The organism is Desulfomonile tiedjei DSM 6799 (genome assembly GCF_000266945.1).
Classification (GTDB): domain Bacteria; phylum Desulfobacterota; class Desulfomonilia; order Desulfomonilales; family Desulfomonilaceae; genus Desulfomonile; species Desulfomonile tiedjei.
Map to the genome: position 1 here is coordinate 891,523 of NC_018025.1, position 25,969 is coordinate 917,491.

Genomic DNA, 25,969 nt, shown 5'->3' on the forward strand with positions numbered 1-25,969 from the left:
GAAGAAAATAGCCCGGTAATTCATTGCCGGGATTTTATGTATCCGCCGTCCCTCTGGACTCTAAAATCATTAGGTTTTTTCCTTATCCGGCGATGAATCGCCGACCTATTGTCAGTTGTTCCTCCGGAACAAACGACCAAAAACGCCATAAGTTAGCGCCTATGGGGGGCTGGGGGGATTTTTCGACTAGCATCTGCACGAGTTTCAGTCATCTCTTTTGGCAATGACTATAACTGAACTGTTCATTGCCGATTTGCCAGCGTCATCCATGAAACAGTAGGTCATCGATGACACTGTTTCGCTCCACCGACTGCTGAAGACAAATCAGTGAAATGGTCTTTTTCCGCGCCCGATCCAAATTCGCTCTAAATCGGCACCGCTTTTGCACCATGCCATTTCCGAGTTCGATGGAAATTTTGGAAAGACAGGCAGGAACGTATGAAAAGCGGATTTCGAGACAAAAAGCTTGTATCGCGGTTGCTTCTGATCGTGGTCGGTTTTGTAGTCGCTACAGCTATAATCTTCGGCCTTTCTTCAAGAAAGATAAGACATGAATACTGCTGGGCAAAAGAGACCACATCAGGAGAGATGAACGAGACGCACATACAGCCCAGCGAGATCATGAACTCCCTCCGGAATGTCCGGGATCCCGAGATTGACATCAATATTGTGGATCTCGGGCTGGTGTACGAAGTCCGAACAGAAGGTACTGCCGTATTCATAACGATGACACTTACCACGCCTGCCTGCCCCTATGGCCTCGAATTAATACGAGACGTCAAAAAAGAAGTGATGAAAGAGAATGTGCGGTCGTTGCGGCTTATCGTCACCTTCGATCCTCCTTGGACAGTGGAGAAGATGGCTCCTGATATCGGGCTGAAGAGATTCAGTCAAGAGAGGAGCATGCAATGACTCTTCAGTCTTTGGGGTCTCATCTTTTGAGCGGGTTTGGTTTGGGATTGACTACCGGGCCGTTTTGCTTTGCTGCTTGCTTCCCGGTACTTCTCTCCTTTGTGCTCGGTGACAAGCCCGATGCCACAAAAGAGACGTGGCATTTCGTGGGACGTTTCATAGCCGGTCGTTTTGCCGCGTACATGATAGTCGGGTTCATATCGGCAACTCTCGGCGCGATGTTGGGGGCAGCGACCCACAAGATTTGCGGTATTGCATGGGTAATCTTGTCTCTCTCTCTCATCGCTCACGGGCTGGGCCTAAAACTTCCTCATGGCGGACTTTGTGAATGGATAGCCCGGCAACCTGATAGGAAGCTATTCCCCTATCTTGTTGGGGGACTCACTGCACTCAATGTGTGCCCGCCAGTTCTCCTCGCCATAACGTATTCCCTTAAATCAGGAAATTCCACAGCGGGCATAGCGGTGTTTGGAGCGTTTTTCGTTGCGACAAGTCTTTTCATTCTTCCAGCGGGTTTCGCCGGATATCTGCAGCGACTTGGATTTGTTTCGTGGCTCGGTCGTCTTCTAGCCGTTGTGGTGGGAATTGTATTCCTTTGGGAAGGTTTTTCCCTCTTGCGAGGGTACATATGAAAACCACTGCTTTTCCAGGGTCATTACCATACGGAAAAAAGAAGGTTACGTCTATGTACATGCTCCTCTTTTACGTGCTTGCTTGCGTCCTTATGGCATTATCCACAGTGTTAGCCGGTATACAATGGACCGAAGCCAATGGGGTTGGGCCGTACATTCGGCTTTTGCTCAACAAACCTTTCATAATCATCATTACCGTTACCATCTTTGTTTTGAGCGGCATTCTGACGCAAATCGGAAAATTTCATTTCGATTTGTCCTACTACAAGATTTCAATCATCTGGTTTGCCACTTCTTGGGTAAGCTTGATCGTTTTGTGGCTTTGTCATGGCATCAAACCCTGTCGAGCCGAATTGCTGGGACTGGCTCTCTGCCATCTGGGTCTCGCTGTGTCCATAGTAGGTCGAACTGAACAGGGTTTTTTGCCTTGAGACCACAAACGGATCGGCAACGGCCGAAGTGCTTGCGGTCGTTGTGAAAATAAGAAAGGCACGGAATCGAAAGGAGGTAAGCAATGGAATCAGTAGTCAGTCAACCGAGACCGATTCCGAACTGGGCATCCCGGTTATTCGCCCTACGGTGGTACGAGTGGCTCGGCTGGCTTCTAGAGGTAGGTCTCGTGTCCACGTTTATCCTGGTCACGGTCACCCAGTTTCTCGAAGACGAAGCACGAGGTGGATGGGTGATGATCGTGTTGACCATTCTCTTCTGCGCTCCGGGAGTGTGGATCTTGCTGGGGTATAGGCCTGCATTAGGGAGCAAACTTGGCAAACAAGATATTGGGTTGGCAATCGCTTTCGCGATTTGGGCCATACTTTTCATCTACTTGATCGGATTTCTGCCACAACACGAACAGGGTCCTTTCGGGAGCCCCTAGCCGGAAGATTGGACAGGAGAACGTACCAATGAAAGACAGGCGTATGTTAGGCGTGCTGGCATTCCTCGTGTGGTGGGGCATCTGGGGAGCGCTGCTCACGGGGACCCCATTCAAAATCGGTGAACGAAAAATCTATCCCCCCGAGCAAGGCCTGGGGACAATTCCTTACGTTGGGAATGACATCAAAAATCTTCAAAGACTTAGCATCAAAGATTTTGCGTCATTTATTTACGGTAATCAGCCTTCACGAGGCCCGAAAGGGACCACGTTCGATATGGTCAATCACAGAAAGGAAATACCTCAACTTGCGTCGATAATTCACAATACGACCCGATTCGGCGCTCCTGAAATGGTTGAAGGGTTTTGGGGACCGGTTAATCCGAAGAAAGTAGACCTGCCGGACCCGGTTACGCTCACGAAGTTCGTTAAGGAGATGGCACTGTACCTGGGAGCGGTTGATGTCGGAATCGCGGATTTGGGGCCGAATCCTGAAGTCTGGTTCTTCCAAGACGACTCATTCGGTTATCCATTGCAGGTCAAACCTGCAGAGCATCGGTACGCCATCGTAACCGTTAACGAAGAGAAACAGTCCTTGCATCCCTACCCCACGGGATGGAATGTCGACTCCATACGATACTATAGCAAGGTATCGAAGAACTACTGGGATGACGACTTCGTTGCCGGTCACATCGCGGAAATGGTTCGCATGATGGGCTATCACGCGTGGGGACACAATAACGCCTACGTAAAGAGCGTTCCCTTAGCCATTATGGCAGGTCTCGGAGAATACGGGCGTTTTGGAAATTTGATCACCCTCAACTGGGGAAGCAACGTGCGTATCAATGCGGTAACGACCGATCTGCCTCTCATTCCGGATAAGCCGATACATATCGGCGTTGCAGACATTTGTGAGAAATGCACGAGATGCATCGATTACTGTCCCATGAAAGCGATACCCATAGAAGAGATGGAATTCATGGGAGTTCGTACCTGGAAACCGAATTTCTGGAAATGTAGGCGTGCGACAGTAGTCGGACTGAACAATGTGACCGATGCTAGCACGTGCACTCTGTGCAGGGACGTCTGTCCCTTTGTCAAGGATACTACTACTCCAGCTCATAAATTGGGCCGGTATATGGTGAGTCGTTCCAGCATAGGAAGGAGATTTATCTTAAATCTTGATTATCTTTTGTATTCACGTTGGAACAGGCACGGCCTGCAACAAGTGATGACCGACAGACGTACGCGGCTGCGTGAGGCGAATGCAAAGTATCCTGAAGGAGACTGGTGCAAAGAATGGTTTACTACAGGAACCAAAGATGAAAAAGGCCGCCGTATTTATCGCGAAAAGAATCCTGATGGCATCATGGCCGTTGCCAAAGGAGGGATCGGCATAACCAATCCTTTCTACTCTTCAAAAGACTTGGCGGAACCAACCTTCGGCAAATGGCCGACCTGGGAAGATCCTTGGGGAAGAAAGATCCTGGGATATGAGGATGGCAAAGAGGGTGCTCCAAGACTCAACCTGAGGCCAACTGTGAGAATGATAGGAAGTACCGTCCTGTCAGGGGTGGCTGGAAGTCCGATGGTAGCTTATGCCCTCAAGAAGATGCTTCCGGAGGAAGCTAGAAACCAAGAACCTGAAACTTGGTGCGGTGCCGGGTTCGACACTGCATGCAATCCGCGCTCGAACAGCTACGCTTGGTAGCTCCTGCAATACTCCAGGGCCGGTTCCTTCAAGGACCTGCCCTGAGGACAGCAAAATGGCAAATGATAATAAAGATAACGACCTAGGTTTCCTGGTAATGATGATTGCCGGAGGAATCGCAGGTGCATGTTTTAACGTCGCTCTCGGCTCGTTTGTCTGGAATCTTGAGGGCATACTCGGCGGGCTGATAAGCGGGCTTCTCGTTCACTTTGTCTCCTAGGAAGAAGGAACAGGATGTTATCACGAGAACATACGAGGAAAACCGTGATCCTTGCCGGGAGCTTTGCGTTCTTTGCTTTTTGGGTAGCGCTCCTGCTTCCCATGGATACAAATCTCCGGGGAGGTTACCTGGTTGCCGGAGAGGTGAAGCAAGCAAACGATCCGAAACTTGTTTTTGCCGCCCTAATGGCGCCGGAATATAACGGACCGAAGGATAGAACATTTTCGTTTCAGGGTATCTGCAACGAGTCCATCAGCGTTCCTCTCGAGGCGCCCGTCAGCGCCATAAAGACTGTCGTAACGGACCGATCGGCCAAATCCCTTGAGATCAAGGATGTGGCTAAATCACTGGGAGCGGACCTCGTGGGGATATGCGAATTGGATCCGCGATGGAAATTCAAAGGCGTGCCGCTCGATCACAAGTACGCCGTTGTAATAGCTGAAGCTCTCCCTTATTACTTGTGCAAGGAGCAGGAAGACAACATTAAGGCAATGCTTGCGACCAGAGCCACGCTGGATTTCTACCGTGCCGGGGGAAAAGTGGCTCTATTCCTGGCAAAAGCCATTTGGGAGCAAGGTTATCCGGCTCGCGCCCACTATGAGAGCTGGAGCCAGGTGATGACCATTCCAATAGCGATAGATGCCGGTCTAGGGGAATTGGGGAGAAACGGCATGCTCATAACCCCGGAATTCGGACCTCGCTGCCGCATCTCCATTGTCACTACGGACCTTCCGCTCGAACCGGACAAACCGAAAGCTCTCGGCATAACTGAGACGTGTCAACTCTGTGACAAATGTGCTCTCGCCTGCCCTGCTAAAGCCATACCCAAAGGTAGTGAGACTCTGTCGGGAGGTGTCTCAAAATGGCCGGTAGACATGGAGAAATGTTTCAACTACTGGTACAAGGGCGAAAACTCCTGGATCAGATGCCTTACGTGCATGACGAGTTGTCCTTGGAACAAGCCTGATAATCTGCTCCACAGAATCGGAATCTTCCTCGCATCACGCTCCTCCTTCAGTCGTTGGCTCCTGGTCAAAGTCGACGATGTGATGGGATATGGTCAATGGGTGGACACCTTACCGAAGGAGACTCCTCAATGATGGGCATTAGATGGTACGAATGGATAGGATGGACTGTCGAGGCCCTCGTCATAGCGCTTGCAATCGTTTTCATCGGCTCGACGATTTCGGAGGGAGAAATTCGTCCGATTCTCGTCAGCACGATCGGATTCGGAATCGTCATCGGCGCATGGACCTGGGTAATGCTCAAGTGCGGAAGATAGGAGCACTAGCGATGGTCTATTCTGTGATTCATGATGTAACCCAGTGGTTGCTCATGTTTATCGGCTTTTGCGTAGTTCTGTGGAGCATAGGAAACTCATACTTCTCCAGAGAGCGCGGGAGAGTGATGGAGGTTGGAATGCCGGCCGATTGCAGTGCCTATAACAGGGCTGCCGTAATCCTCCTGCTCATCGAACTGGAAGACGGTAAGATTGAGAAAGCGGAAATGAGTCCTTGTGCAGCGTGCATGGAAAAAATAAAGACGGGTGATGTCGTGACGCTCATCAGGAGTGCCGACCGAGTTATTGCGCAAAAAGGGGTGTCGTGGTGTCTCTAAGTCTGGTCGGCGCGCTTTCTTTGGGATGGTTTTTCATGCTGATGTTGGCGTCTGTTCGTCTGTGGATACCCCAAAGAATCTTGACACTCCAGTCGTTATTACTGGGAGGAGCCTTGCTGCTCCTGGTACTGGCGAAGGTATTCGGCACGGATGTTCATCTACCTGCTCTTCTCACCACGACAACACTGAATCCGATTACTGCTACAATTGGCGGTTTTCTCTTGGCCGGCGCAGTCGAAGCTGCTGGTGGCTTTGCTGCCGCTGGCGCTATTCTGGTCCGCTTATCCAAAGGTTTTTTCGGTTTGTCCGGAACCGTCATCCTGTTGGTAAACAGCCCGACCATTTTTGCCATGCCGTGCGGACGCATCTGGGCCGCAGCACTTATGCCGGCAGCACTCATTTTCGGAGTCGACCTTGCTCGAAGACATGCAAATCCCGTACTGCTACCCGTTATAGTCTTCGGTCTTATCGCTAATGCAGCGGCTTCCTGCGGGCCATCCCCTCTTGGAGGCATTGGAATGATGGGAGAAGGGCTGGGAGGATTTCTCCAGGGAAGCTTCATCAAGCCTCAGCAATTGGCAATCATGGGCATCACGATGGTTACAATGGTGGCTGTCGGTTTGTGGCAAAAGATAGGAATCAGGCCTGAGACATTGAAAAAAACCGTTATTCACCAACGAAAACTGCCGAGTACTGCTTATTATGTTTTCTTCTTTTACGTCGTCTGTCTTATTGCTGTCTTTATGTTGAAACCTTCCATCCCAATTCAGACTATTCTACTCGGAATGACAGTGGTGATTGTGTTTTTAGGAAAGGTATCCCTTCATGACCTGATTGCGGGCATAATTCTTCATCCTATCACTGCGATGATAGCGGGATTCATCATGGCCGGCGCCCTTGTTGTCACCGGCGCATTCGATACGCTTGTTTTCATTCTCCGGTACCTTGCTTTACATACACCCCTTGGTTTTCTGGGAGTATCGATACTCCTCGTTTATCTTCCCATTATATTCCCTATGCCTTGCGGCCGAGTCATGGTAGCAGCGCTTTTGCCGGGAGTCGTCATGTTCGGCAAGGAAGTCGCTGAGATCACGAATCATCCAGAAGCATTCAGTGGCCTATTGATCGCCTTTATTCTCAGTTGTGCAGCTTCTTGCTCCTCCTCACCTCTAGGAGGAATAGGGGGCATAGCGGAAGGAAACCTTGGGATTAAACCGGGAATAGCAGGAAAACCCTTGCAACTTGGTATTCTAGTTGGTGTGCCCGTGGCATCTCTGATCGCCACTTCTTTAGGGTTTTCGTTCCAGATGTCGTGGGCAGACGAGCTGTTTGTGTTTGCGGGATTTGGCCTGGTGTTCGGCGCTGCAGCGAACCTCATCCTGGGACAATCATTTTACAGACCCGGAGGTTTGTTGAGTGGGCTCCTTTCGGCTGTGCTGATGTGGATAATGTAAAATGAAACGGGTATTTTTTTATTTCAATGTAGGCTCTAGCTGTGCGGCAATTCTCTTCTTGGGCCTCTTTCCCATGAATGCTCTTCTCTCCGGGTACCCGTGGACGATTACGTGTTACAACTGCAATATTTGCAGACTAGCGTGTCCCGCAGGGATAGATCCTTATGGTTTTGTAATCGCCGCTCTTGTCAACGACCCCGATCACTATATGTCCGCAACACGCCTTCGGCTCAGGCTCGCTCAAGCAGAAGCCCTAGATCCGGAGATGCTCGTCTCGGTGAATAAGACGAAGATGAAAGCCCGAGAAGCTCGAATTACGGGTATTCCTGAGGAAACCGAGGTAACGATAATAGCCATGAAAGCGAAACACGCGGCAAAGTATTGCTTCTTGTGCGCAAATTGTTCGAAACAGTGCCCCATCAGTCTTCCTATAAAGGATATCGCCCAGGAATTGTCCGAGAAGGGAGGATTTCGGTGAACAGAGCGCTCATCTTGGTTATAGCTTTTGCGGTGCTGACGGGCTTCTGTTACATCTTCCAGAAATCCCCCGAGATTATTACGGAAGGATTGTACCCAGTCGTAAGGGCAACCGAATCGTCTTTCGAATTTGATTCGGATTCCATAAATATCACGTTACATGAGAAAGCAGCGACCGACAGGATTGCAGTTTTTGGTTACGATACCCAAAATCGGCAGGTAGTCATGATAAAGCCTGTGCGAAACTGTACGAAGATAGTCATTAGACCGGGAGATTTTGCCGATTACCGGGTGTCATTAGAACAGGACGAGGTGAAGGGGTCTGAAATACTTCGAGAAGTTCCCGGTATCAGTAAGAGTGTCGATTTCTTCAAACTTCTCGTGGAAGCCAAAGCAGCTTCTCGGCGCTATGGTGTGCAGGACTGTTTGTATCCCTTTTGTACCCGCTGCATGGATGTATGCCCTGTCATCAAGCATGGAGTTATCAAAATGAAAATTGACAAGCAGGGCGCTTTCTATCCGGCAATCCACCTCACAGGCTGTCCCAGAAGTGGAAAATGCTTTGCGGTATGTAGAGTCGGTGCAATCTTGAGTGTGAGCAAAGCTGCAGGAGAGAAAATATCTACAAGACCTGCTGAGTAGATATGTAGGAGGAATCTATGTTGCTTGCAGCATATACTGCCGGCACCGTACTCTTGATAAGCACGGTCATCCTGCTGGTGGTCTATCTTTGCTTAACTAGACATGTCCAGGTACTTCTGTGCACCGAATGCCAACAGTGTAAATCCTTTTGCCCGATGCTTTCGCGCGGCTGCGATCCCGTTGCCATTATGAAAGCAGCGAAAAGCGGCCGTGGTGACATGATTACATCCTGCACCGGATGTCGAGCTTGCACGAGAGGATGCCCCCAGGGCCTTGAGCCCTATCTGGAAGCAAAAAAAATGGAAAGTCGCCGAGCTTTCTCGTGAAACAGAGGAATGGAAGGTGGGCGCATGAAGAAGTTTGTGGTTCTCATCGTCATCATCATCTCCCTTACTTCCTTCGCCAGTTTTGGAAAAGCTCTGGACGCAGGTTCCCCGGAAATCATTGCCGCTCTAAACTACTTCAAGTCAGCGCAGTTGGATGATGGCGGTTTCGGTCCGGGCGGTCTTACTGAATGGGTAATGATGGCCATAGCTGCTGCAGGGCAGGATCCTCGCTATTGGCGTAAGAACGGTAAGACTCCCATGGATTATCTCCGAAAGCGGAACCTGACAAACACACCTTCTGATTGGATCAGGATGGTTCTGGTGCTCGTCTCGGTTGGCGAGAATCCTCGGAATTGGCAGGGAACCGATTTAGTTGAGAAAATCAAATCGAATTACAGGAACGATCAGTTTGGCGACGAACTCTCTCTACGTGACGATTTCTGGGCGACTATCGCCTTAATTGCAGCAGAGGAATCGGACTCTCCATACGTAGCCGCTTCGGTTCGCTTCATACTTGAACACCAGAATCCGGACGGTAGCTGGGGCGCATCAACCACGGGCATCGAAATAGGTCCTGATAATACTGCTACCGCTGTCATTTCCCTTCTGGCAGCCGGACACCCCAAAGATTCCGCAGCCATAAAGAGGGCGATTCATTATCTGAAGACTATTCAGAATTCTGACGGAGGATTTCCCTATCTGTTTGTCCCCTCCAATGCTGCGACGGATTCCCTGGTCATGCAAGCTTGTTCGGCTTATTCGACGGATATTCTTTCCGAGAAGATGCATGACCGTGTGGTAGCACATTTGCTGCAACTTCAGGAGACGGACGGGTCCTTCAAATGGACGGAGACTTCTTGGGACGGCAAGCTGATGATGACCGCTCACGCTGTAACCGGTCTTCTCGGAAAATACTATCCCATTCATCCCGCTCTCTCGGATTGGATTACGGTCGATGTGCGAATCGAAGGAAAGGATCACACGCTGGTTCACTGCCCCATTACCACTCCATCATCATCTGCCACGCCGCTCTCAGTCCTTGTGGAAGCGTGCATGCAGGCCGGGATTGAACATGAAATTACGCAAGTGAAAGATTCATCTTATTTGAAATCCATCCAGGGCGATAGAGATGTCTGGCAATTCAGAATAAACGATGTTCTTCCCATGTCTGCCGCTGATTCCCTCAAACTTGCCAGCGGAGACGAGCTTGTTTGGTTCTACGATCCTGAGGGCTGCAGAAGTACTCTGAAACTGGAACTGTGTACTCTTTCTCTCTGCCCCGGGGAAGAAGCACATGTACGAGTGACACAGTTCGACGATGAAACAGGCTCCTGGAAGGATTGCCCCAATTACGCTCTTGTTGTGGATCAGGGCATACAAAGTTCAAGCAATGGGGTGAGTACAATTCACTTCTCCAAAGAGGGAACATATTCTCTGCATGCGGAAAAATCCAACGGCATAAGATCGGTTAAGAAAATTGTCACTGTAGAGCAATGCCACCCGATTACAGTTCGTGTTCGCATAGAAGATGAAAAGCTTGTGCCTTGGGAAGGATTGGTAACGTGTTCCGGAGCAGAAATTATTGACTTGAAAGGACAGAGAATTCAACTCCGTAAACCGGTGCTCGTTTCCGCCCTTGAAGGAGCCCGAAGAAGTGGTGCGATAGAGTATACAACAGTCAAGACTGCTCAAGGACTAATTCTGGTATCTATAAACGGCCAAAGTGAGGACAACACGAACGGCTCCTGGTGGTACGAAGTCAATGACAAAAGGGTTCATAGCAACATTGACGAATACGTCCTGAACGATGGAGACAAACTCCTCTTCTACCGGAGTCCTCAGCACCGAAAGTAGCCTCCTCCTCCACAGAGATTGAATTTTCGACTTACTTTTTTATTTGCCTCACTTCATAAAAACAGTATAAATAAAGGGTCCTGATCGTTCATGAAACGTGTTGTCCGGGGGGTTTTGTGATGAGAGGAACCCAATTGGCTCGTCAGTGGAGAATCATTAGGCTAATAGAGAACTATAAAAGAGGCCTCAGCGGAAACGAACTTTCTCATGAACTAGGAATCCCACTTAGAACTATTTACCGCGATCTTGAAGCAATCCAAGAGGCCGGTTTTCCTATTTACACTGAAAAAGTGGGGAAGAGTTCTTATTGGAAGCTCGTAGACACCTTTAGAAAAGATTTCCCACTGCCCTTGACAGCCACCGAACTCATGAGTCTCCACATGAGTCGAGACATATTGAGCATTTTTGAAGGAACCATATTCCAGGAGAGTATTGAAAGCTTGTTCAACAAAGTGAAGACAGTGCTATCCCCTGAAACTCTTCGGTATTTGGAAAACATCTCCGGCCGGTTGAAAATCGGTTTTGCTTCATGCAAGGATTTCACCTCATGCAGGGAAGCGATCACAGAGATAAGTGAGGCTACTGCCAAGAAGAGGTGTGTAGAAATCCTGTATAAAGCCGTCTCTGCACGCAATGAAACCCGCAGAAAGATAGATCCTTATCAAATTTGGGTCATGAACGGAGGGTTCTATCTTATAGGTTTTTGCCATCTGAGAAAAACTGTTCGCACCTTTGCTATGGATCGGATCAAGGATTTCAATGTTCTGGATGAGCAGTTTCATCTTCCGAGAGACTTCAACCTGGAAAACTATCTCCGCACCGCATTCAACGTAATGCGAGGAGAACCTGAGAAAATAAGAATTAGTGTGTCCTCGGCTGCTGCTCACGTCATTCGTGAACGAATATTTCACCCAACGCAGGAAGTCAGGGAACTCCCGGATGGAGGAGCTGAGATTTTTCTCAATGTACCCATCAACTATGAAATCATCTCATGGATTCTCGGGTTTGGCTCAGCCGCTAGAGTTATTGAACCGGACTCTCTGAAAAACCGCATAAGAGACGAGCTCCGGGCTGCGGCGGCAAATTATGACAAACCACTCGCTGCAGGAGAGGCATTCACGAAAAAAATGCCTGCACGTTTGTCCTGATGTGACAAACATGTCTGGTACTAATGGGGGGATCATGATGAAAAATGACTCCTTCATAAAACGAAGCACGGTGTGGACAATCTACACTCCCTTTGAAGTTTTCTAGTATCCATCAACGGAGAACATAAATGTCCGACGTCTACCTTGCACACTCAGCCAATCGATTTAACAGAGTCGATTATTTGCGGGAACACCTTAAAGACGTAGCAGCTCTTGCCCAAGAATTCGCCTCTGTGTTCGGCGCGTCAGCCGAAGCCAATGTTGTTGGCCTGCTTCACGACATCGGGAAGTACGGCAGTCTTTTTCAGAAGCGTCTGGAAAATCCACGCCAAGAGAAAGGCATTGACCATTGGTCAGCAGGCGCCTGGATTGCTCTGATGAAATTTAAGCAGCAGGGCATTGCTGCAGCATTGGCAATTCAAGGTCACCATGTGGGCTTGCAACAACTCGATAATGACACTCTGAGGACATTGAACCTTGGGGAATTGCAGAAGAACCATCCTTTGGAATTGCGAATCTCCGAGGCCGATTGGGAAGAACTGCTCACTAGATTTCATGACGATAGCCTGCAACTGCCTGAGCCGCAGGAAATTCACACTTCCCTATTGGAGAACCACGATTTAAATGTGGCAGCAATGCTGGACATTCGCATGTTATTTTCGGCGCTGGTTGATGCCGACTTCCTGGCAACAGAGGCGCATTTTCAACCGGCAGTCACGGGGGAAAGATGCTTTCGCAAACGTGGCCTTGCTCTAAATGCAGAGAGAGATTGGAACATTCTGTCACTCTTTTTGGACGACCTTTCAGCAAAATCAGATGCTTCTCTGGTCGTGAAAAGGCTCAGAGCAGACTTGTTGCAGGCATGTATCGTGGAAGCGTCTCGCCCTCCAGGGCTATTTACTCTAACGGCTCCGACTGGGACTGGCAAGACACTGAGCATGCTCGCTTTTGCACTGAAACATGCGCTTGTGCACGGCCTCCGGAGAATCGTCGTGGTGGTCCCGTACTTGAGTATTATTGAGCAGACCGTTAGCGCATATCGAACGGTCTTTCAATTTGCCCAAGATGGCAGCAATACGGAGCATTACATTCTGGAGCACCACAGTCTGGCCGGAACGAAACAAGTTGGGGAAGACTCTCGAGGTCGCGATGATGATATGGAGGATGAGAGCCGCCGTATGCGTCGATTGCTCGCCGAGAATTGGGATGCGCCTATTGTTGTCACTACCAACGTCCAATTCTTGGAGTCTCTCTTTGCAAATCGTTCTGCCGCTTGTCGCAAGTTGCACCGATTGGCCAGAAGCGTCATCCTCTTCGACGAGGTTCAAACGTTTTCAGTTGACAAAGCAATCCCCACATTGGCGGCCCTTTCCAGACTCGTGGAAAGGTACGATTCCACCGTCGTGTTATCCACAGCCACACAACCTGCTTTCCGTCATCTGCATTTGGCTGTTCAGAAAAGTTGTAAAGCGGGATGGCAGCCCAAAGAAATAGTCTCCGCGGAACTAAGGCTGTTTGAGCGCGCGAAAAGAACCACCGTCGAATGGTCTAATCACCCAATATCGTGGAGCGATCTGGCAGATCGTTTAGCACAGGAACGTCAGTTGTTATGCATCGTGAATCTCAAACGGCACGCGCTGACCGTATATCGAGAACTCAAAAAGAAAAGCCTGGAAGGCTTGTTTCATATGTCCACGGATATGTGCCCTGCTCATCGAACTGAAGTACTAAAAAAGATAAACATGCGTCTAAACGAAGATAAATCATGCCGTCTCATTTCCACCCAATGTGTAGAAGCTGGCGTCGACATAGATTTTCCTACAGTTTTCAGAGCATTGGGGCCGTTTGATGCCATTGCGCAGGCAGCGGGACGATGCAACCGCAAAGGAAACTTCGGGCTCCGTACGGTGCACGTATTTCTGCCCGACGACGAAGCGTATCCCCAAGATGGGGCTTACTCCCGGGCAGCTCAGGTAACCCGAATGTTCCTCAATGAATTAGAGAACTCGGACGTGGACATACACTCACCCGGAATGTTCCACGAGTACTATTGCCGATTATATGATTTGTTGGACATGGAAAGCCAGAATAGGCCTCTGAAAGATGCTCTTAACCTGAGAGATTTCACAAAAGTGGCCGACCTATATCGAATCATCGACAGTGATACCATCAACGTGTTAGTCCCATATGATCATCAAACCTTTCAGAAGCTTCGGAATGAAGCATTGGCAAGCGGTATCACGAGGCACTGGATTGCCAAGGCGCGGCCATATACCATAGGGATGTTTCGGCCAAAGCCCGATCACCCTCTCTGGCTATATCTGGAAGCTGTTCCGCTAAAGAGCAGAAAGCCTTCTGGGGATTGGTTCGTCTATTTTGAGGCTCGTCACTACAGTTCAGAGACGGGGTTAGTCGTCCCCTCTGAATTGAGCGACTGCCTGATAGCCTAAATAAGTTCACAAAGGAGGTCATATGCGTCCGAACGATCAAGTTCTGGAGGTGTGGGGCGAGTTCGCCTGTTTTTCCAGACCGGAATTTAAAGTGGAACGTTTCAGCTACCCCATTATCACCCCATCGGCTGCTCGCGGGATATTTGATGCAATCTACTGCAAACCTAATAAAGATCCAACACGAGCCGAATTTAGATGGCAGGTGACCAAAATAGAAATTCTAAATCCTCCGAAGTACATCGCTTTGCGCAGGAATGAAGTAAAAGAAAAAGTCTCCGTCAAACCTGCATGGATTACGGGAAAGGAAAATCCCAAACCCATTTTGGCTGATGCGACGAAGGATGCTGTGGGAGGAAACGACGAGAAAGGGCGCACTCAGCGGCAGACGATGGCGCTAAAAGACGTTCGATATCGTCTGCATGCTCAGATTCGTCCCTGGAAAGGCTTTGAAAGCAGCCTCCCTGCGCTCGAAGCTCAGTTCAGAAGACGCTCCCGAAACGGTAAGTGTATATACCAGCCCTATTTTGGTTGTCGTGAATTCCCCGCCTATTTTGAATTAGTAGAAGTCCTTTCGGACGCTGCCAAGCCAGTCTCGATTGATATCGATATCGGCCTAATGCTCTATGATGTCTTTGATCTGTCAAAGCCTGGGACAAGTGACGATCAGCCCAATATAAGTCTGTTCCAATGCAAGGTTCGTCAAGGCATTGTCGAGATTCCGGATTATGACAACGATGAGGTGCTTAAACCACACCTAGGGGGATGATAATGCTTCAGTTGTTGCTGAAATACGCCGCGGAAAACCTTGAACCCGAGCCCGGCTTCGCGTCTAAAGACGTTCGTTGGGCAGTCATCTGCGGCCAAGACGGAAAATACCAAGGGGTCATTGAGCTCGGTGACGTAAACACAGAGAAGAACCTGGGGACAACGTTCCCCAAATGCCCGGATCTCAGCCAGCCCGAACTCGTTTTAGGGAGCACCACCAAATGCCATTTTTTGGTAGAAACCGCTAAAGTGGTGATGCTGTTCGATCCCGCGAAGAAGGATTCCGATTACATCACCCCTGATGAAGGCTCTCATGCTAAACATGAGTTTTTTGTGAGTTTGCTTCGTCAGGCAGCCTTAGAAATGAGCCAATTGATGACTGTCGCTGACTGCATTTCGAATCAAGATGTGATCAAACAAGCTTGCAGAGACCTGAAAAGGCAAAAAGCACAGGCGAATGACAAGGTTACTTTCCGTATTGGAAATGCATTTCCTGTCGAATCCCATCAATGGCACGAGTGGTGGCGGAATTTCAGAAAGAACCTGGCTGATACCAAATCTGAAAAGAGAATCAAAAAGGCAGGACCAAAGAAGACTGCCACCGGGGTGATGCGATGTTTTGCGAGCGGTGAACTGGTCGAGCCTCTGCTCACGCATCCCAAAATTAAAGGTCTCGAAAAAGTCGGCGGCCTGCAATCCGGAGATGCTCTCATAGGCTTTGATAAAGACGCTTTCTGCTCGTACGACTTGCAACAATCTGCTAATGCCGCGGTTTCTGAGCAAGCTGCCACAGCTTACCGGGATGCTCTCAATCATCTCATTAAGAAAAATGGTCACGTTTTGGCTGGCATGAAAATCGTTCATTGGTTTAAGGAGAAGATCGAGCCGCCCGATGATCCTCTATCATGGCTTCAAGATGATCCGAATCTGCAAAAAGCTTCTGCTGAGGAAAGAGCACGAGAACTTCTTGACAGCATCCGCACAGGTAAACGTATCGACCTCCTAAATAATCGTTATTATGCTCTCACGCTTTCTGGAGCAGCGGGGAGAGTTATGGTGCGGGATTGGATGGAAGGCGCTTTCGAAGAGTTGGTGGAGAATGTGAGTTGCTGGTTCGATGATCTTGCCATTGTCGACTGTTTTGGAAATCCGCCGACAAAATCGCCGAAACTTGAAACAGTGTTGACAAGTCTCCTCCTTCCACGAAAACACAAACAAGAATATCGGGATTGGGTAGCGTCCATTGGGCCTGCACGGATGGGGCTCTGGCAGGCTGCTATCCGCGGCACCGGTATACCTCATGTGGTGGTCTCACGTCTCGTTCCACTCCACAATGCGTTCGTGAGTAACGGAACGCTTGAAGCGGCGTTGAATGCCAATGAGAACGTAGGATTGTTCATTTCTTTGCTTCAGACGCGAATGGGTTTGTTGAAAGCATACCACACAAGAAAGCATAGGATTAATGGAGGAAATCTCATGAGTGGAACTCTAAAACCTGGATTGAATGAGGATCATCCGAGTTCGGCCTACCACTGTGGGCGACTCATGGCAGTCCTCGCCGATGTACAACGTGCTGCATTGCCTGATGTGGGAGCGGGAATTGTGCAGCGGTACTACGCGGCGGCCAGTGCCACGCCTGCTCTCATTCTCGGCCGTTTGACACGTTTGAGTCAATTCCATTTGAGTAAACTGAAGACGCCTCTGGCCAGATGGTATGAGAAAAGGCTATCCAGCATATGGGCACTACTTGGAGATGGCCCTCCACGCACGCTTGATCTGGAGAAACAGAGCCTCTTTGCTCTAGGGTATTACCAACAAATGGCCTTTCGTGAAGATAAAGGAGGACAAGATGAGTAATACAATCGGGAACCGTTATGAGTTCATGTACATGTTTGATTGTGAAAACGGAAATCCCAATGGCGATCCTGACGCAGGCAATTCCCCGCGCATCGATCCTGAGGACATGCGTGGATTAGTATCTGATGTCGCTCAAAAACGTAGAATTCGGAATTATGTTCAAATCGCCAAACAAAATATTCTCCCATATGGGATTTTTGTGCAGCATGGGACAAACCTCAACACCAAAATTGCACTAGCTCACGAGAAAAGCGGCGGTATGCCGCCTTTCGACGAAAAGAAAAAGAAATGGAAAACCAACGGCGAGAAGGCCGCGGCAGCCGGAAAATGGCTATGCTCAAATTTCTATGACGTGCGGACTTTTGGCGCAGTGCTGAGCACTGGACCCAATGCCGGACAAATCCGCGGTGCAGTTCAGCTTTCGTTTGCCCGCTCTGTTGATCCCATTTTACCGCTGGATTTGTCTATCACGCGCATGGCCGTGACCGACAACGAGATAAAAGGGCCAGATGTAGGATCAAAAGATTTCGAACAATGGGAGAAAATTCAGCCAGAGGATCAACTTCGCACGATGGGGCGCAAAAACTTGATTCCATATGGCCTTTACGTTGCCAAGGGCTTCATCAGTGCGCACTTGGCCGAGGGAACTGGTTTCAGCGAACAAGACCTGAGCATCTTCTGGGACGCCCTGCTGAACATGTTCGAGCACGACCGTTCGGCGAGCAAAGGAATCATGTCCGTTCGGGAGCCCATTGTTGTTTTCAAACATATTGGTACTGACACCAACTCCGATCAACGCAAGCAACAGGCCAAGCTGGGTTGCGCACCTGCTCATAAGTTGTTCGATCTAATAGATGTTAGGAAACGGGACGAGGTCGAGGTTCCTAGGTCTTTCTCTGATTACAGAGTCCTTTTTGACAAGAGCAAATTACCAAAGGGCGTTCAGGTGGGGTTTGTTCTTTCAGGCGAAAACGGAAAGGCTCATATCCAATGGGATGTCGTTCCAGAGATGGTGATTGCACACTGACATGAGGCTTGGGGGGCGTGATGTACGAAGATGACAAGCTACTTCCACTGTCCGCGTTGCAGCACGTGCAGTTCTGCGAGCGACGGGCTGCATTGGTACATCTTGAATGCATATGGCAAGACAACGTGTTTACTGCCGAAGGCACGGTCGGGCACGAGCGGGTCCACAGCCTCACAAAGACTGAAGTTCGTGGAGATCTTCGCATAGCCCGGGGGTTGTTGATTCGCTCTTTGCAGCTCGGCTTGTCCGGGAAAGCAGATGTGGTGGAGTTCCATCGTGTGGAAGTCCATCCAGGGGAAAAAGCAAAAGACAGCGAATCCACAAGCGTCCGTTTGCCTGGCGTAAGCGGATTGTGGCGTCCGTATCCGGTGGAGTACAAACGGGGTCGACTGCGGTCGAACCGGAGCTTTGAGGTTCAAGTCTGTGCACAGGCGATGTGCCTGGAGGAAATGCTCCAAACCACGATTGAGCGCGGAGCCATCTTTTTCGGAGAGACTGCCAGGAGACTAGAATTGAAGTTCGACACCGATCTCAGATCTGAAACAGTTGCTACTGCTTTTCGGCTCCATGAGATCATGAATTCTGGGATAACGCCTCCGGCCAAATTTGAGAATAAATGCAAGAAGTGCTCTCTGTTGGATGTGTGCATGCCCAAAATCACAGGCCATCGGAGTAAGGTTGAAACCTATCTTCGACGGACAATCCGTGAAGCGATGGAGACAAATCGATGAAGCGTGTGCTCAACACATTGTATGTCATGACCGAAGGATCGTATCTTTCCCGAGACGGCGACACAGTAAAAGTGCAGGTGGAAGAGGAGACCAGGCTTCGAGTGCCGATCCACACGCTTGACGGGATCGTGTGTTTTGGGCGCGTGACCTGCAGCCAACCTCTGATGGATCTTTGCTGCGCCCATCAGGTCAATATATCGTTCATGAGCATGACCGGGCGCTTTTGGGCACGAGTGCAAGGCCCTGTCCACGGTAACGTGTTGTTGCGAAGGGAGCATTACCGGAGAGCCGATGACCAAAATACACGTCAGTCTGTGGCATGCCCGATTGTTACCGCAAAGGTCCTCAATTGTAGGCACGTGCTTCTTCGGGCGGTGAGAGACCATGCTGATAAAATCGATGAAACACGTATCAGAGATGCTGCTGCAAAATTAGCAGAAGTCGCAGAGTCGCTCCAGCACGGGCCAACTCTGGAAACAGTCAGAGCACTGGAGGGAGAAGCAGCGCGACATTACTTCCAGGTCTTTGATCACCTGATTACAGTTCAAAAGGAGGATTTTTTCTTCAGGGGAAGGAGCAGACGCCCGCCTCTGGACAGCATGAACGCTTTGCTTTCATTTCTCTATTCGGTGCTAACTCATGATGCGGTCTCGTCTCTGGAGGCCGTTGGTTTAGATCCCTGCGTGGGATTTCTTCATGAAGACCGGCCAGGCCGACCGAGTCTCGCTCTAGATCTCATGGAGGAATTCAGGCCGGTGCTCGTGGACCGTTTGGCATTATCGCTAGTAAACCGGCAGCAAGTCCGCTCTAAAGGTTTCAAGCAAACTGAAAGCGGGGCAGTGCTCATGGATGATGAAACGAGGAAGAGAGTCCTCACAGCTTATCAGGATCGCAAGAAAGAGGAAATTACGCATCCATTTCTGGGAGAGAAAATGCGGACCGGGCTTCTTGTGCATTCCCAGGCACTTTTGTTTGCTCGATATCTGAGGGGAGACCTTGATGCATATCCCCCGTTTTTTTGGAGGTAAGTATAGCCATGCTGGTGCTCGTGACCTATGACGTGAACGTGCAGACTCCGGAAGGTAGGAAACGACTTCGTCTGGTAGCAAAGACCTGCAAGAACATGTGTCAGCGAGTTCAGAAATCGGTGTTCGAATGTCTGGTCGATCCGGCGGAGTGGGTCATTCTGAAAAACAAGTTGGAGGGGACAATCGACCCGGAGATTGACAGTCTTCGATTCTATTATCTTGGAAAGAACTGGAAGCGACGAGTGGATCATATGGGTGCCAAAGAGCCGTACGATCCAGAGGGACCACTTTTGGTATAGAGGCGATAATTGCGAACCTGAAGCTCACATGAAAAGGCCCCAGGTTTCGCAGAAGATGCAACATTCTGTAATTATGAGAGAATATTATTGTCTTTCTGTGGAGGGATGGTCGGCATGCGAATGCCAAGATCAGGATCGCAGAACAGATGATTGTAAACACTCATTGATGCGGGTCTCAGAGCTCCGCAGTCGCCCCTCACGCAGGGGCGTGGATTGAAACATTTGATTTGAGCGCATATTCTGAGGAGTTCAGAGTCGCCCCTCACGCAGGGGCGTGGATTGAAACTCATTATCAACCGATACAAGTTCCTTAAGTTCACGTCGCCCCTCACGCAGGGGCGTGGATTGAAACCATAATCCAGACCGATTGCTTGGCATGCGCGCCGTCGCCCCTCACGCAGGGGCGTGGATTGAAACTTGTAAAGATGTTGATTATTTTTGGGAGGTCGAGTCGCCCCTCACGCAGGGGCGTGGATTGAAACAGTCAGTATACGAGAGCATGTGACGGTGGGTGACGGTCGCCCCTCACGCAGGGGCGTGGATTGAAACCCAATGTCAAGCGTAACAAATGATAAGGGTAAGACGTCGCCCCTCACGCAGGGGCGTGGATTGAAACTCATTATCAACCGATACAAGTTCCTTAAGTTCACGTCGCCCCTCACGCAGGGGCGTGGATTGAAACATTCATCGGCAGCAAAGCGGCTCGTGCTGGCAAAGGTCGCCCCTCACGCAGGGGCGTGGATTGAAACATGTAGTCAAACTCCTCGTATTATTTGTCTCCTAGTCGCCCCTCACGCAGGGGCGTGGATTGAAACAAGCTGACGAAGCGTTGATACTCGCAACAGAGCCGTCGCCCCTCACGCAGGGGCGTGGATTGAAACCAAGATCAACGTGGGTCGTACTTACCTGATGGTAAGTCGCCCCTCACGCAGGGGCGTGGATTGAAACTTTGCACTGTATTATGAGGGTAAAAGTCCTGGAGTCGCCCCTCACGCAGGGGCGTGGATTGAAACTGATCGTGTTGAAGCGCGTCTCCGCTACGACATGTCGCCCCTCACGCAGGGGCGTGGATTGAAACCCCTCCAGAAAGTTCGGTATTATCAACCGTATTGGTCGCCCCTCACGCAGGGGCGTGGATTGAAACCAGACAAGCAAGACGGCAAATACTTAGACTTGACGTCGCCCCTCACGCAGGGGCGTGGATTGAAACATATTCGGCACTTTACCATCCGGCATACTTCCCCAGTCGCCCCTCACGCAGGGGCGTGGATTGAAACGGGTGTTGGGAGTAATGGTCTCCTACCGACCGGGTCGCCCCTCACGCAGGGGCGTGGATTGAAACAACCCATTGAATGTTAGAATGTAGTGCGGAAAGTGTCGCCCCTCACGCAGGGGCGTGGATTGAAACTCGATTAGCGTCCGCGTTCAGCTTATTGCAGACGTCGCCCCTCACGCAGGGGCGTGGATTGAAACCATTCCGATGATAACCGTGACTGCCGATTACCAGAGTCGCCCCTCACGCAGGGGCGTGGATTGAAACTTTCATTCCGATTTCAGGACGTAATGCTCGCCTCGTCGCCCCTCACGCAGGGGCGTGGATTGAAACATCAGTGAATTTGGAAAACGCTTTATAACCGCCTGTCGCCCCTCACGCAGGGGCGTGGATTGAAACTGTCTGCGTCTTTTCTTCGCTAACACAACGGAACAGTCGCCCCTCACGCAGGGGCGTGGATTGAAACATATAACCGGCTGTTCGAATAGGAATGTTATCTTGTCGCCCCTCACGCAGGGGCGTGGATTGAAACAAGTTATCCACAGGTTATTAACAGCTTTATCAGTCGCCCCTCACGCAGGGGCGTGGATTGAAACATCCCCAAGACTTAAGAGTGTTCAAAACTCCGGAAGTCGCCCCTCACGCAGGGGCGTGGATTGAAACAAGCCATGAAAATCAAATACGCCAATGAATTACTGTCGCCCCTCACGCAGGGGCGTGGATTGAAACAAGGGACTGACGGCCAAGCGTTAATAGTCGATTCGTCGCCCCTCACGCAGGGGCGTGGATTGAAACTCCAATGAACACCGTCAAGGATTGGAAACTCAAACGTCGCCCCTCACGCAGGGGCGTGGATTGAAACACGAGTGCAAGTTCCGATCCTGCTGTATTGTCTAGTCGCCCCTCACGCAGGGGCGTGGATTGAAACTCAATCCTGAGCGTAGTATCCCTTGCGATTGGTGGTCGCCCCTCACGCAGGGGCGTGGATTGAAACACTACCGAGCATTGTAAAAAAATCTGATTGCAAGTCGCCCCTCACGCAGGGGCGTGGATTGAAACTATGCTCCGGAGGGGGTTAGATGAAGTGTAAAGTCGCCCCTCACGCAGGGGCGTGGATTGAAACTGCACGGGATGGTTTATCGAGTTGAGGATGTAAAGGTCGCCCCTCACGCAGGGGCGTGGATTGAAACAACACAATCTTGACGAAAGGGCAGACGAGTTATGGTCGCCCCTCACGCAGGGGCGTGGATTGAAACTGGCCGACTATCTCTTCCATGTCCAGGTTTTCGCGTCGCCCCTCACGCAGGGGCGTGGATTGAAACAATATTCGATACAAAATCACAAGTGATGGCAAAGTCGCCCCTCACGCAGGGGCGTGGATTGAAACATAAACGTCAATGGCGAACAGGCTAAAATTGGCGTCGCCCCTCACGCAGGGGCGTGGATTGAAACTTCTAAAGGATGGGCAAAGATTCTTAATGGTCCCGTCGCCCCTCACGCAGGGGCGTGGATTGAAACATTCTACTTGAGAAAGGTGGATCTCCCACTACAGTCGCCCCTCACGCAGGGGCGTGGATTGAAACTGATAGAAGATTTGACAAATGGCAGGGTTACAGTGTCGCCCCTCACGCAGGGGCGTGGATTGAAACAGGAAGGATGTTTCGTGAAACTGTTATGATGCATGTCGCCCCTCACGCAGGGGCGTGGATTGAAACGGTTTTTTGGCATCGGGGCATGGGATCATCCGCTGGGTGTCGCCCCTCACGCAGGGGCGTGGATTGAAACATGATTATGTTTTACCAAGAAGACAGGATATATGGTCGCCCCTCACGCAGGGGCGTGGATTGAAACTCCCAACATGGGGCCGATCTCAGGAAGGATCTCGGTCGCCCCTCACGCAGGGGCGTGGATTGAAACTTGGTAATCTCTTGTCCAAGGTGAAGGCTTCAGCGTCGCCCCTCACGCAGGGGCGTGGATTGAAACGCTTCTTACAGCGCTTAACCGGAAGGAAAGGAGGAGTCGCCCCTCACGCAGGGGCGTGGATTGAAACGAGGATTGGGATGTTTACGTTCCGACCGTGGCATGGTCGCCCCTCACGCAGGGGCGTGGATTGAAACCAGTGAAGTGATTGAACAGAATGCCGTTGCACGGTCGCCCCTCACGCAGGGGCGTGGATTGAAACAGGGACACCTATTCGTGGAACGTGCTGGAGATGGTCGCCCCTCACGCAGGGGCGTGGATTGAAACCCTGTTCACGGGGGAATCACGTATGCCGACAATGTCGCCCCTCACGCAGGGGCGTGGATTGAAACAGTATAGATCAAGCAGAAAAGATTCGCAAGATTGTCGCCCCTCACGCAGGGGCGTGGATTGAAACAAGACCGCAGCCTGTCCATAGTTGTTGATCTGCGTCGCCCCTCACGCAGGGGCGTGGATTGAAACAAAAGTGTACGCAGCGCTTGACGATCTGACCAAAGTCGCCCCTCACGCAGGGGCGTGGATTGAAACAACGAAGATAATCCGTTTGAATGCTTCGAGACGGTCGCCCCTCACGCAGGGGCGTGGATTGAAACTTGTTTGTCCTAATGGGTTAATATAACATCCCATGTCGCCCCTCACGCAGGGGCGTGGATTGAAACTCGTTAATCGATGCCTTACGCTCGAAACCCACGGCTTCCGTCGCCCCTCACGCAGGGGCGTGGATTGAAACTCGTTAATCGATGCCTTACGCTCGAAACCCACGGCTTCCGTCGCCCCTCACGCAGGGGCGTGGATTGAAACCTCCTCGGGAACTATACCACTGATGGAGACAACGGTCGCCCCTCACGCAGGGGCGTGGATTGAAACAGTTTCCCTCCGACTTTTTTCCTGATCTTCCTTGTCGCCCCTCACGCAGGGGCGTGGATTGAAACACTTGTTCGGGCATGACCGCTCCGACTACGGCGTCGCCCCTCACGCAGGGGCGTGGATTGAAACGATTTTATCATTGAAAACTATGTCCAACCCAAGGCGTCGCCCCTCACGCAGGGGCGTGGATTGAAACGATCATGTTGTGGATTCCCGCCAAGGGCACGATAGTCGCCCCTCACGCAGGGGCGTGGATTGAAACATCCCTCGTAGTCAAGTAACAGCCCGTGTCAGGGTCGCCCCTCACGCAGGGGCGTGGATTGAAACTCTCTCCATGTTGTGCACATAACTAATCAGACACGTCGCCCCTCACGCAGGGGCGTGGATTGAAACAGGATGCCCTGGCGTTCGTCACCGAGCCAGGGCGTCGCCCCTCACGCAGGGGCGTGGATTGAAACCAGGAAGTATTTACCAGAGGACATGACTAGATAGTCGCCCCTCACGCAGGGGCGTGGATTGAAACCAATATATACCCTATAATAGAGTACTGACCGGCTTGTCGCCCCTCACGCAGGGGCGTGGATTGAAACAAGACGAATTTCTCCTATTCCAAGAAAACTTGATAGTCGCCCCTCACGCAGGGGCGTGGATTGAAACCCCTACAGCAGCAACGATGTCGGCGGCAAACTCGTCGCCCCTCACGCAGGGGCGTGGATTGAAACCAGAGTGAACCGCACGTGGTCTGCATTACTACCGCGTCGCCCCTCACGCAGGGGCGTGGATTGAAACCCTACCTGAGTAAGCGCAAGGAGCAACGTAGGCCGTCGCCCCTCACGCAGGGGCGTGGATTGAAACTATTCAAGGGTAGCCCGCAGCGTCCCCATGAAGTGTCGCCCCTCACGCAGGGGCGTGGATTGAAACGAGCCGGAGGACCGGCCATGAAAGACGGTAGTTTGTCGCCCCTCACGCAGGGGCGTGGATTGAAACTTGACTTGTCTTTTGTGGAGAGGTTTATCACGTCGCCCCTCACGCAGGGGCGTGGATTGAAACAAAATCTCACGGCGCGCCGCTTCGCAGCCACGGGGGTCGCCCCTCACGCAGGGGCGTGGATTGAAACCAGAAACACGCTATACAATCCCTGTCGGCCAGTGTCGCCCCTCACGCAGGGGCGTGGATTGAAACCATTCGTGCTCCTGGTTTTCGGCTGCCGGGCTGCATGTCGCCCCTCACGCAGGGGCGTGGATTGAAACCTCACGGTTATCACCGACACCGTTATCTCTAACGCGTCGCCCCTCACGCAGGGGCGTGGATTGAAACCCTCTGGCCTACGGCGGAAACCCGCCTAAAACGGTCGCCCCTCACGCAGGGGCGTGGATTGAAACGTAAAGGTGGATTTCATGATCTCAAAGATACAGAGTCGCCCCTCACGCAGGGGCGTGGATTGAAACAATGATCGGTGGGAGCAGGAAGGCGTGTTTCTCGAGTCGCCCCTCACGCAGGGGCGTGGATTGAAACCTTTCAGGTCTTACACCTACCGGTCCGAATCAGGTCGCCCCTCACGCAGGGGCGTGGATTGAAACACCGCACCATAACAGGAACGGAGGCATGTAGAACGTCGCCCCTCACGCAGGGGCGTGGATTGAAACTCGTTTAGGAATGCAAACGATGGCACGGGGGTTGACGTCGCCCCTCACGCAGGGGCGTGGATTGAAACAGGTGCGTCCGTAATGGGCGCCGAGTTGAGCGGTGTCGCCCCTCACGCAGGGGCGTGGATTGAAACTCTACGACCACTTACCGCAAGATCAAAAGAAGCCGCGTCGCCCCT

General features: G+C 51.1%; 22 protein-coding genes and 1 CRISPR repeat array (1 of these 23 cut by a window edge). All 22 genes read left to right on the forward strand.

Annotation, left to right across the window (positions count from 1 at the left end; genetic code table 11):
• Positions 1 to 438: 438 nt before the first annotated feature.
• The 22 genes from DESTI_RS03880 to cas2 all read left to right on the forward strand — a co-directional run bounded on the left by DESTI_RS03880 (position 439) and on the right by cas2 (position 20,024).
• The gene (locus tag DESTI_RS03880) at positions 439 to 912 is read left to right on the forward strand and encodes a metal-sulfur cluster assembly factor (protein ID WP_014808660.1); all 474 of its coding nucleotides are present in this window, start codon (positions 439 to 441) and stop codon (positions 910 to 912) included.
• Positions 909 to 1,544, forward strand: coding sequence for a sulfite exporter TauE/SafE family protein (locus tag DESTI_RS03885; RefSeq protein WP_014808661.1), 636 nt, complete (start codon positions 909 to 911; stop codon positions 1,542 to 1,544). Before DESTI_RS03880 ends, DESTI_RS03885 begins: the two co-directional genes overlap by 4 nt.
• Positions 1,541 to 1,975, forward strand: a complete 435-nt coding sequence (locus tag DESTI_RS03890; RefSeq protein ID WP_014808662.1) for a hypothetical protein — start codon at positions 1,541 to 1,543, stop codon at positions 1,973 to 1,975. Before DESTI_RS03885 ends, DESTI_RS03890 begins: the two co-directional genes overlap by 4 nt.
• Positions 1,976 to 2,058: 83 nt before the next feature.
• A complete protein-coding gene (locus DESTI_RS03895) occupies positions 2,059 to 2,421 on the forward strand; it encodes a hypothetical protein (RefSeq protein ID WP_014808663.1) in 363 nt (120 codons plus the stop codon).
• A 28-nt stretch (positions 2,422 to 2,449) separates the two neighbouring features.
• Complete coding sequence (locus DESTI_RS03900) at positions 2,450 to 4,129, forward strand: reductive dehalogenase domain-containing protein (RefSeq protein WP_014808664.1); 1,680 nt, start codon at positions 2,450 to 2,452, stop codon at positions 4,127 to 4,129.
• A 55-nt stretch (positions 4,130 to 4,184) separates the two neighbouring features.
• Complete coding sequence (locus DESTI_RS30590) at positions 4,185 to 4,349, forward strand: hypothetical protein (protein ID WP_014808665.1); 165 nt, start codon at positions 4,185 to 4,187, stop codon at positions 4,347 to 4,349.
• Between the two features lie 14 nt (positions 4,350 to 4,363).
• Positions 4,364 to 5,449: a 4Fe-4S dicluster domain-containing protein gene (locus tag DESTI_RS28385; RefSeq protein ID WP_052315992.1), complete on the forward strand. Its 1,086-nt coding sequence runs from the start codon at positions 4,364 to 4,366 to the stop codon at positions 5,447 to 5,449.
• A complete protein-coding gene (locus DESTI_RS03910) occupies positions 5,446 to 5,631 on the forward strand; it encodes a hypothetical protein (RefSeq protein WP_014808667.1) in 186 nt (61 codons plus the stop codon). Before DESTI_RS28385 ends, DESTI_RS03910 begins: the two co-directional genes overlap by 4 nt.
• An 11-nt stretch (positions 5,632 to 5,642) precedes the next feature.
• On the forward strand, positions 5,643 to 5,966 hold the full coding sequence (locus tag DESTI_RS03915) for a hypothetical protein (RefSeq protein WP_014808668.1): 324 nt from the start codon (positions 5,643 to 5,645) through the stop codon (positions 5,964 to 5,966).
• The gene (locus tag DESTI_RS03920) at positions 5,957 to 7,420 is read left to right on the forward strand and encodes a hypothetical protein (RefSeq protein WP_211213736.1); all 1,464 of its coding nucleotides are present in this window, start codon (positions 5,957 to 5,959) and stop codon (positions 7,418 to 7,420) included. Before DESTI_RS03915 ends, DESTI_RS03920 begins: the two co-directional genes overlap by 10 nt.
• 1 nt (position 7,421) lies before the next feature.
• Complete coding sequence (locus tag DESTI_RS03925; RefSeq protein WP_014808670.1) at positions 7,422 to 7,898, forward strand: 4Fe-4S dicluster domain-containing protein; 477 nt, start codon at positions 7,422 to 7,424, stop codon at positions 7,896 to 7,898.
• The gene (locus DESTI_RS03930; RefSeq protein WP_014808671.1) at positions 7,895 to 8,539 is read left to right on the forward strand and encodes a 4Fe-4S dicluster domain-containing protein; all 645 of its coding nucleotides are present in this window, start codon (positions 7,895 to 7,897) and stop codon (positions 8,537 to 8,539) included. The genes DESTI_RS03925 and DESTI_RS03930 overlap by 4 nt, the downstream gene beginning before the upstream one ends.
• 17 nt (positions 8,540 to 8,556) lie before the next feature.
• Positions 8,557 to 8,865, forward strand: coding sequence for a hypothetical protein (locus tag DESTI_RS03935; RefSeq protein ID WP_041285945.1), 309 nt, complete (start codon positions 8,557 to 8,559; stop codon positions 8,863 to 8,865).
• A 24-nt stretch (positions 8,866 to 8,889) separates the two neighbouring features.
• Positions 8,890 to 10,719, forward strand: coding sequence for a DUF4430 domain-containing protein (locus DESTI_RS28390; RefSeq protein ID WP_014808672.1), 1,830 nt, complete (start codon positions 8,890 to 8,892; stop codon positions 10,717 to 10,719).
• Between the two features lie 119 nt (positions 10,720 to 10,838).
• Positions 10,839 to 11,867, forward strand: a complete 1,029-nt coding sequence (locus DESTI_RS03945) for a helix-turn-helix transcriptional regulator (protein WP_014808673.1) — start codon at positions 10,839 to 10,841, stop codon at positions 11,865 to 11,867.
• 128 nt (positions 11,868 to 11,995) lie between these two features.
• On the forward strand, positions 11,996 to 14,317 hold the full coding sequence (locus DESTI_RS03950) for a CRISPR-associated helicase/endonuclease Cas3 (RefSeq protein ID WP_014808674.1): 2,322 nt from the start codon (positions 11,996 to 11,998) through the stop codon (positions 14,315 to 14,317).
• Between the two features lie 22 nt (positions 14,318 to 14,339).
• On the forward strand, positions 14,340 to 15,083 hold the full coding sequence (gene cas5c, locus DESTI_RS03955; protein ID WP_014808675.1) for a type I-C CRISPR-associated protein Cas5c: 744 nt from the start codon (positions 14,340 to 14,342) through the stop codon (positions 15,081 to 15,083).
• A 2-nt stretch (positions 15,084 to 15,085) separates the two neighbouring features.
• Entirely contained in the window at positions 15,086 to 16,939 is a 1,854-nt protein-coding gene (gene cas8c / locus DESTI_RS03960) for a type I-C CRISPR-associated protein Cas8c/Csd1 (protein ID WP_014808676.1), read from the forward strand.
• Positions 16,932 to 17,966 (forward strand): type I-C CRISPR-associated protein Cas7/Csd2, encoded by a 1,035-nt coding sequence (cas7c, locus tag DESTI_RS03965; protein ID WP_014808677.1) that lies wholly within the window; start codon positions 16,932 to 16,934, stop codon positions 17,964 to 17,966. The genes cas8c and cas7c overlap by 8 nt, the downstream gene beginning before the upstream one ends.
• A 20-nt stretch (positions 17,967 to 17,986) precedes the next feature.
• Positions 17,987 to 18,697: a CRISPR-associated protein Cas4 gene (gene cas4, locus DESTI_RS03970; RefSeq protein WP_014808678.1), complete on the forward strand. Its 711-nt coding sequence runs from the start codon at positions 17,987 to 17,989 to the stop codon at positions 18,695 to 18,697.
• Positions 18,694 to 19,725 (forward strand): type I-C CRISPR-associated endonuclease Cas1c, encoded by a 1,032-nt coding sequence (gene cas1c / locus DESTI_RS03975; protein ID WP_014808679.1) that lies wholly within the window; start codon positions 18,694 to 18,696, stop codon positions 19,723 to 19,725. The genes cas4 and cas1c overlap by 4 nt, the downstream gene beginning before the upstream one ends.
• 8 nt (positions 19,726 to 19,733) lie before the next feature.
• Positions 19,734 to 20,024 carry a CRISPR-associated endonuclease Cas2 gene (cas2, locus tag DESTI_RS03980; protein WP_014808680.1) on the forward strand — a complete coding sequence of 97 codons (291 nt, stop codon included), beginning with the start codon at positions 19,734 to 19,736 and terminating at the stop codon, positions 20,022 to 20,024.
• Positions 20,025 to 20,212: 188 nt separating this feature from the next.
• A CRISPR array of direct repeats spans positions 20,213 to 25,969; the repeat unit is 32 nt; unit sequence GTCGCCCCTCACGCAGGGGCGTGGATTGAAAC (it continues 1,539 nt past the right edge of the window).

Excerpts from the sequence above, each read along its gene's own strand:
- DESTI_RS03880 (WP_014808660.1), top strand. The coding sequence starts at position 439 with ATGAAAAGCGGATTTCGAGACAAAAAGCTTGTATCGCGGTTGCTTCTG.
- DESTI_RS03885 (WP_014808661.1), top strand. The coding sequence starts at position 909 with ATGACTCTTCAGTCTTTGGGGTCTCATCTTTTGAGCGGGTTTGGTTTG.
- DESTI_RS03890 (WP_014808662.1), top strand. The coding sequence starts at position 1,541 with ATGAAAACCACTGCTTTTCCAGGGTCATTACCATACGGAAAAAAGAAG.
- DESTI_RS03895 (WP_014808663.1), top strand. The coding sequence starts at position 2,059 with ATGGAATCAGTAGTCAGTCAACCGAGACCGATTCCGAACTGGGCATCC.
- DESTI_RS03900 (WP_014808664.1), top strand. The coding sequence starts at position 2,450 with ATGAAAGACAGGCGTATGTTAGGCGTGCTGGCATTCCTCGTGTGGTGG.
- DESTI_RS30590 (WP_014808665.1), top strand. The coding sequence starts at position 4,185 with ATGGCAAATGATAATAAAGATAACGACCTAGGTTTCCTGGTAATGATG.
- DESTI_RS28385 (WP_052315992.1), top strand. The coding sequence starts at position 4,364 with ATGTTATCACGAGAACATACGAGGAAAACCGTGATCCTTGCCGGGAGC.
- DESTI_RS03910 (WP_014808667.1), top strand. The coding sequence starts at position 5,446 with ATGATGGGCATTAGATGGTACGAATGGATAGGATGGACTGTCGAGGCC.
- DESTI_RS03915 (WP_014808668.1), top strand. The coding sequence starts at position 5,643 with ATGGTCTATTCTGTGATTCATGATGTAACCCAGTGGTTGCTCATGTTT.
- DESTI_RS03925 (WP_014808670.1), top strand. The coding sequence starts at position 7,422 with ATGAAACGGGTATTTTTTTATTTCAATGTAGGCTCTAGCTGTGCGGCA.
- DESTI_RS03935 (WP_041285945.1), top strand. The coding sequence starts at position 8,557 with ATGTTGCTTGCAGCATATACTGCCGGCACCGTACTCTTGATAAGCACG.
- DESTI_RS28390 (WP_014808672.1), top strand. The coding sequence starts at position 8,890 with ATGAAGAAGTTTGTGGTTCTCATCGTCATCATCATCTCCCTTACTTCC.
- DESTI_RS03945 (WP_014808673.1), top strand. The coding sequence starts at position 10,839 with ATGAGAGGAACCCAATTGGCTCGTCAGTGGAGAATCATTAGGCTAATA.
- DESTI_RS03950 (WP_014808674.1), top strand. The coding sequence starts at position 11,996 with ATGTCCGACGTCTACCTTGCACACTCAGCCAATCGATTTAACAGAGTC.
- cas5c (WP_014808675.1), top strand. The coding sequence starts at position 14,340 with ATGCGTCCGAACGATCAAGTTCTGGAGGTGTGGGGCGAGTTCGCCTGT.
- cas8c (WP_014808676.1), top strand. The coding sequence starts at position 15,086 with ATGCTTCAGTTGTTGCTGAAATACGCCGCGGAAAACCTTGAACCCGAG.
- cas7c (WP_014808677.1), top strand. The coding sequence starts at position 16,932 with ATGAGTAATACAATCGGGAACCGTTATGAGTTCATGTACATGTTTGAT.
- cas4 (WP_014808678.1), top strand. The coding sequence starts at position 17,987 with ATGTACGAAGATGACAAGCTACTTCCACTGTCCGCGTTGCAGCACGTG.
- cas1c (WP_014808679.1), top strand. The coding sequence starts at position 18,694 with ATGAAGCGTGTGCTCAACACATTGTATGTCATGACCGAAGGATCGTAT.
- cas2 (WP_014808680.1), top strand. The coding sequence starts at position 19,734 with ATGCTGGTGCTCGTGACCTATGACGTGAACGTGCAGACTCCGGAAGGT.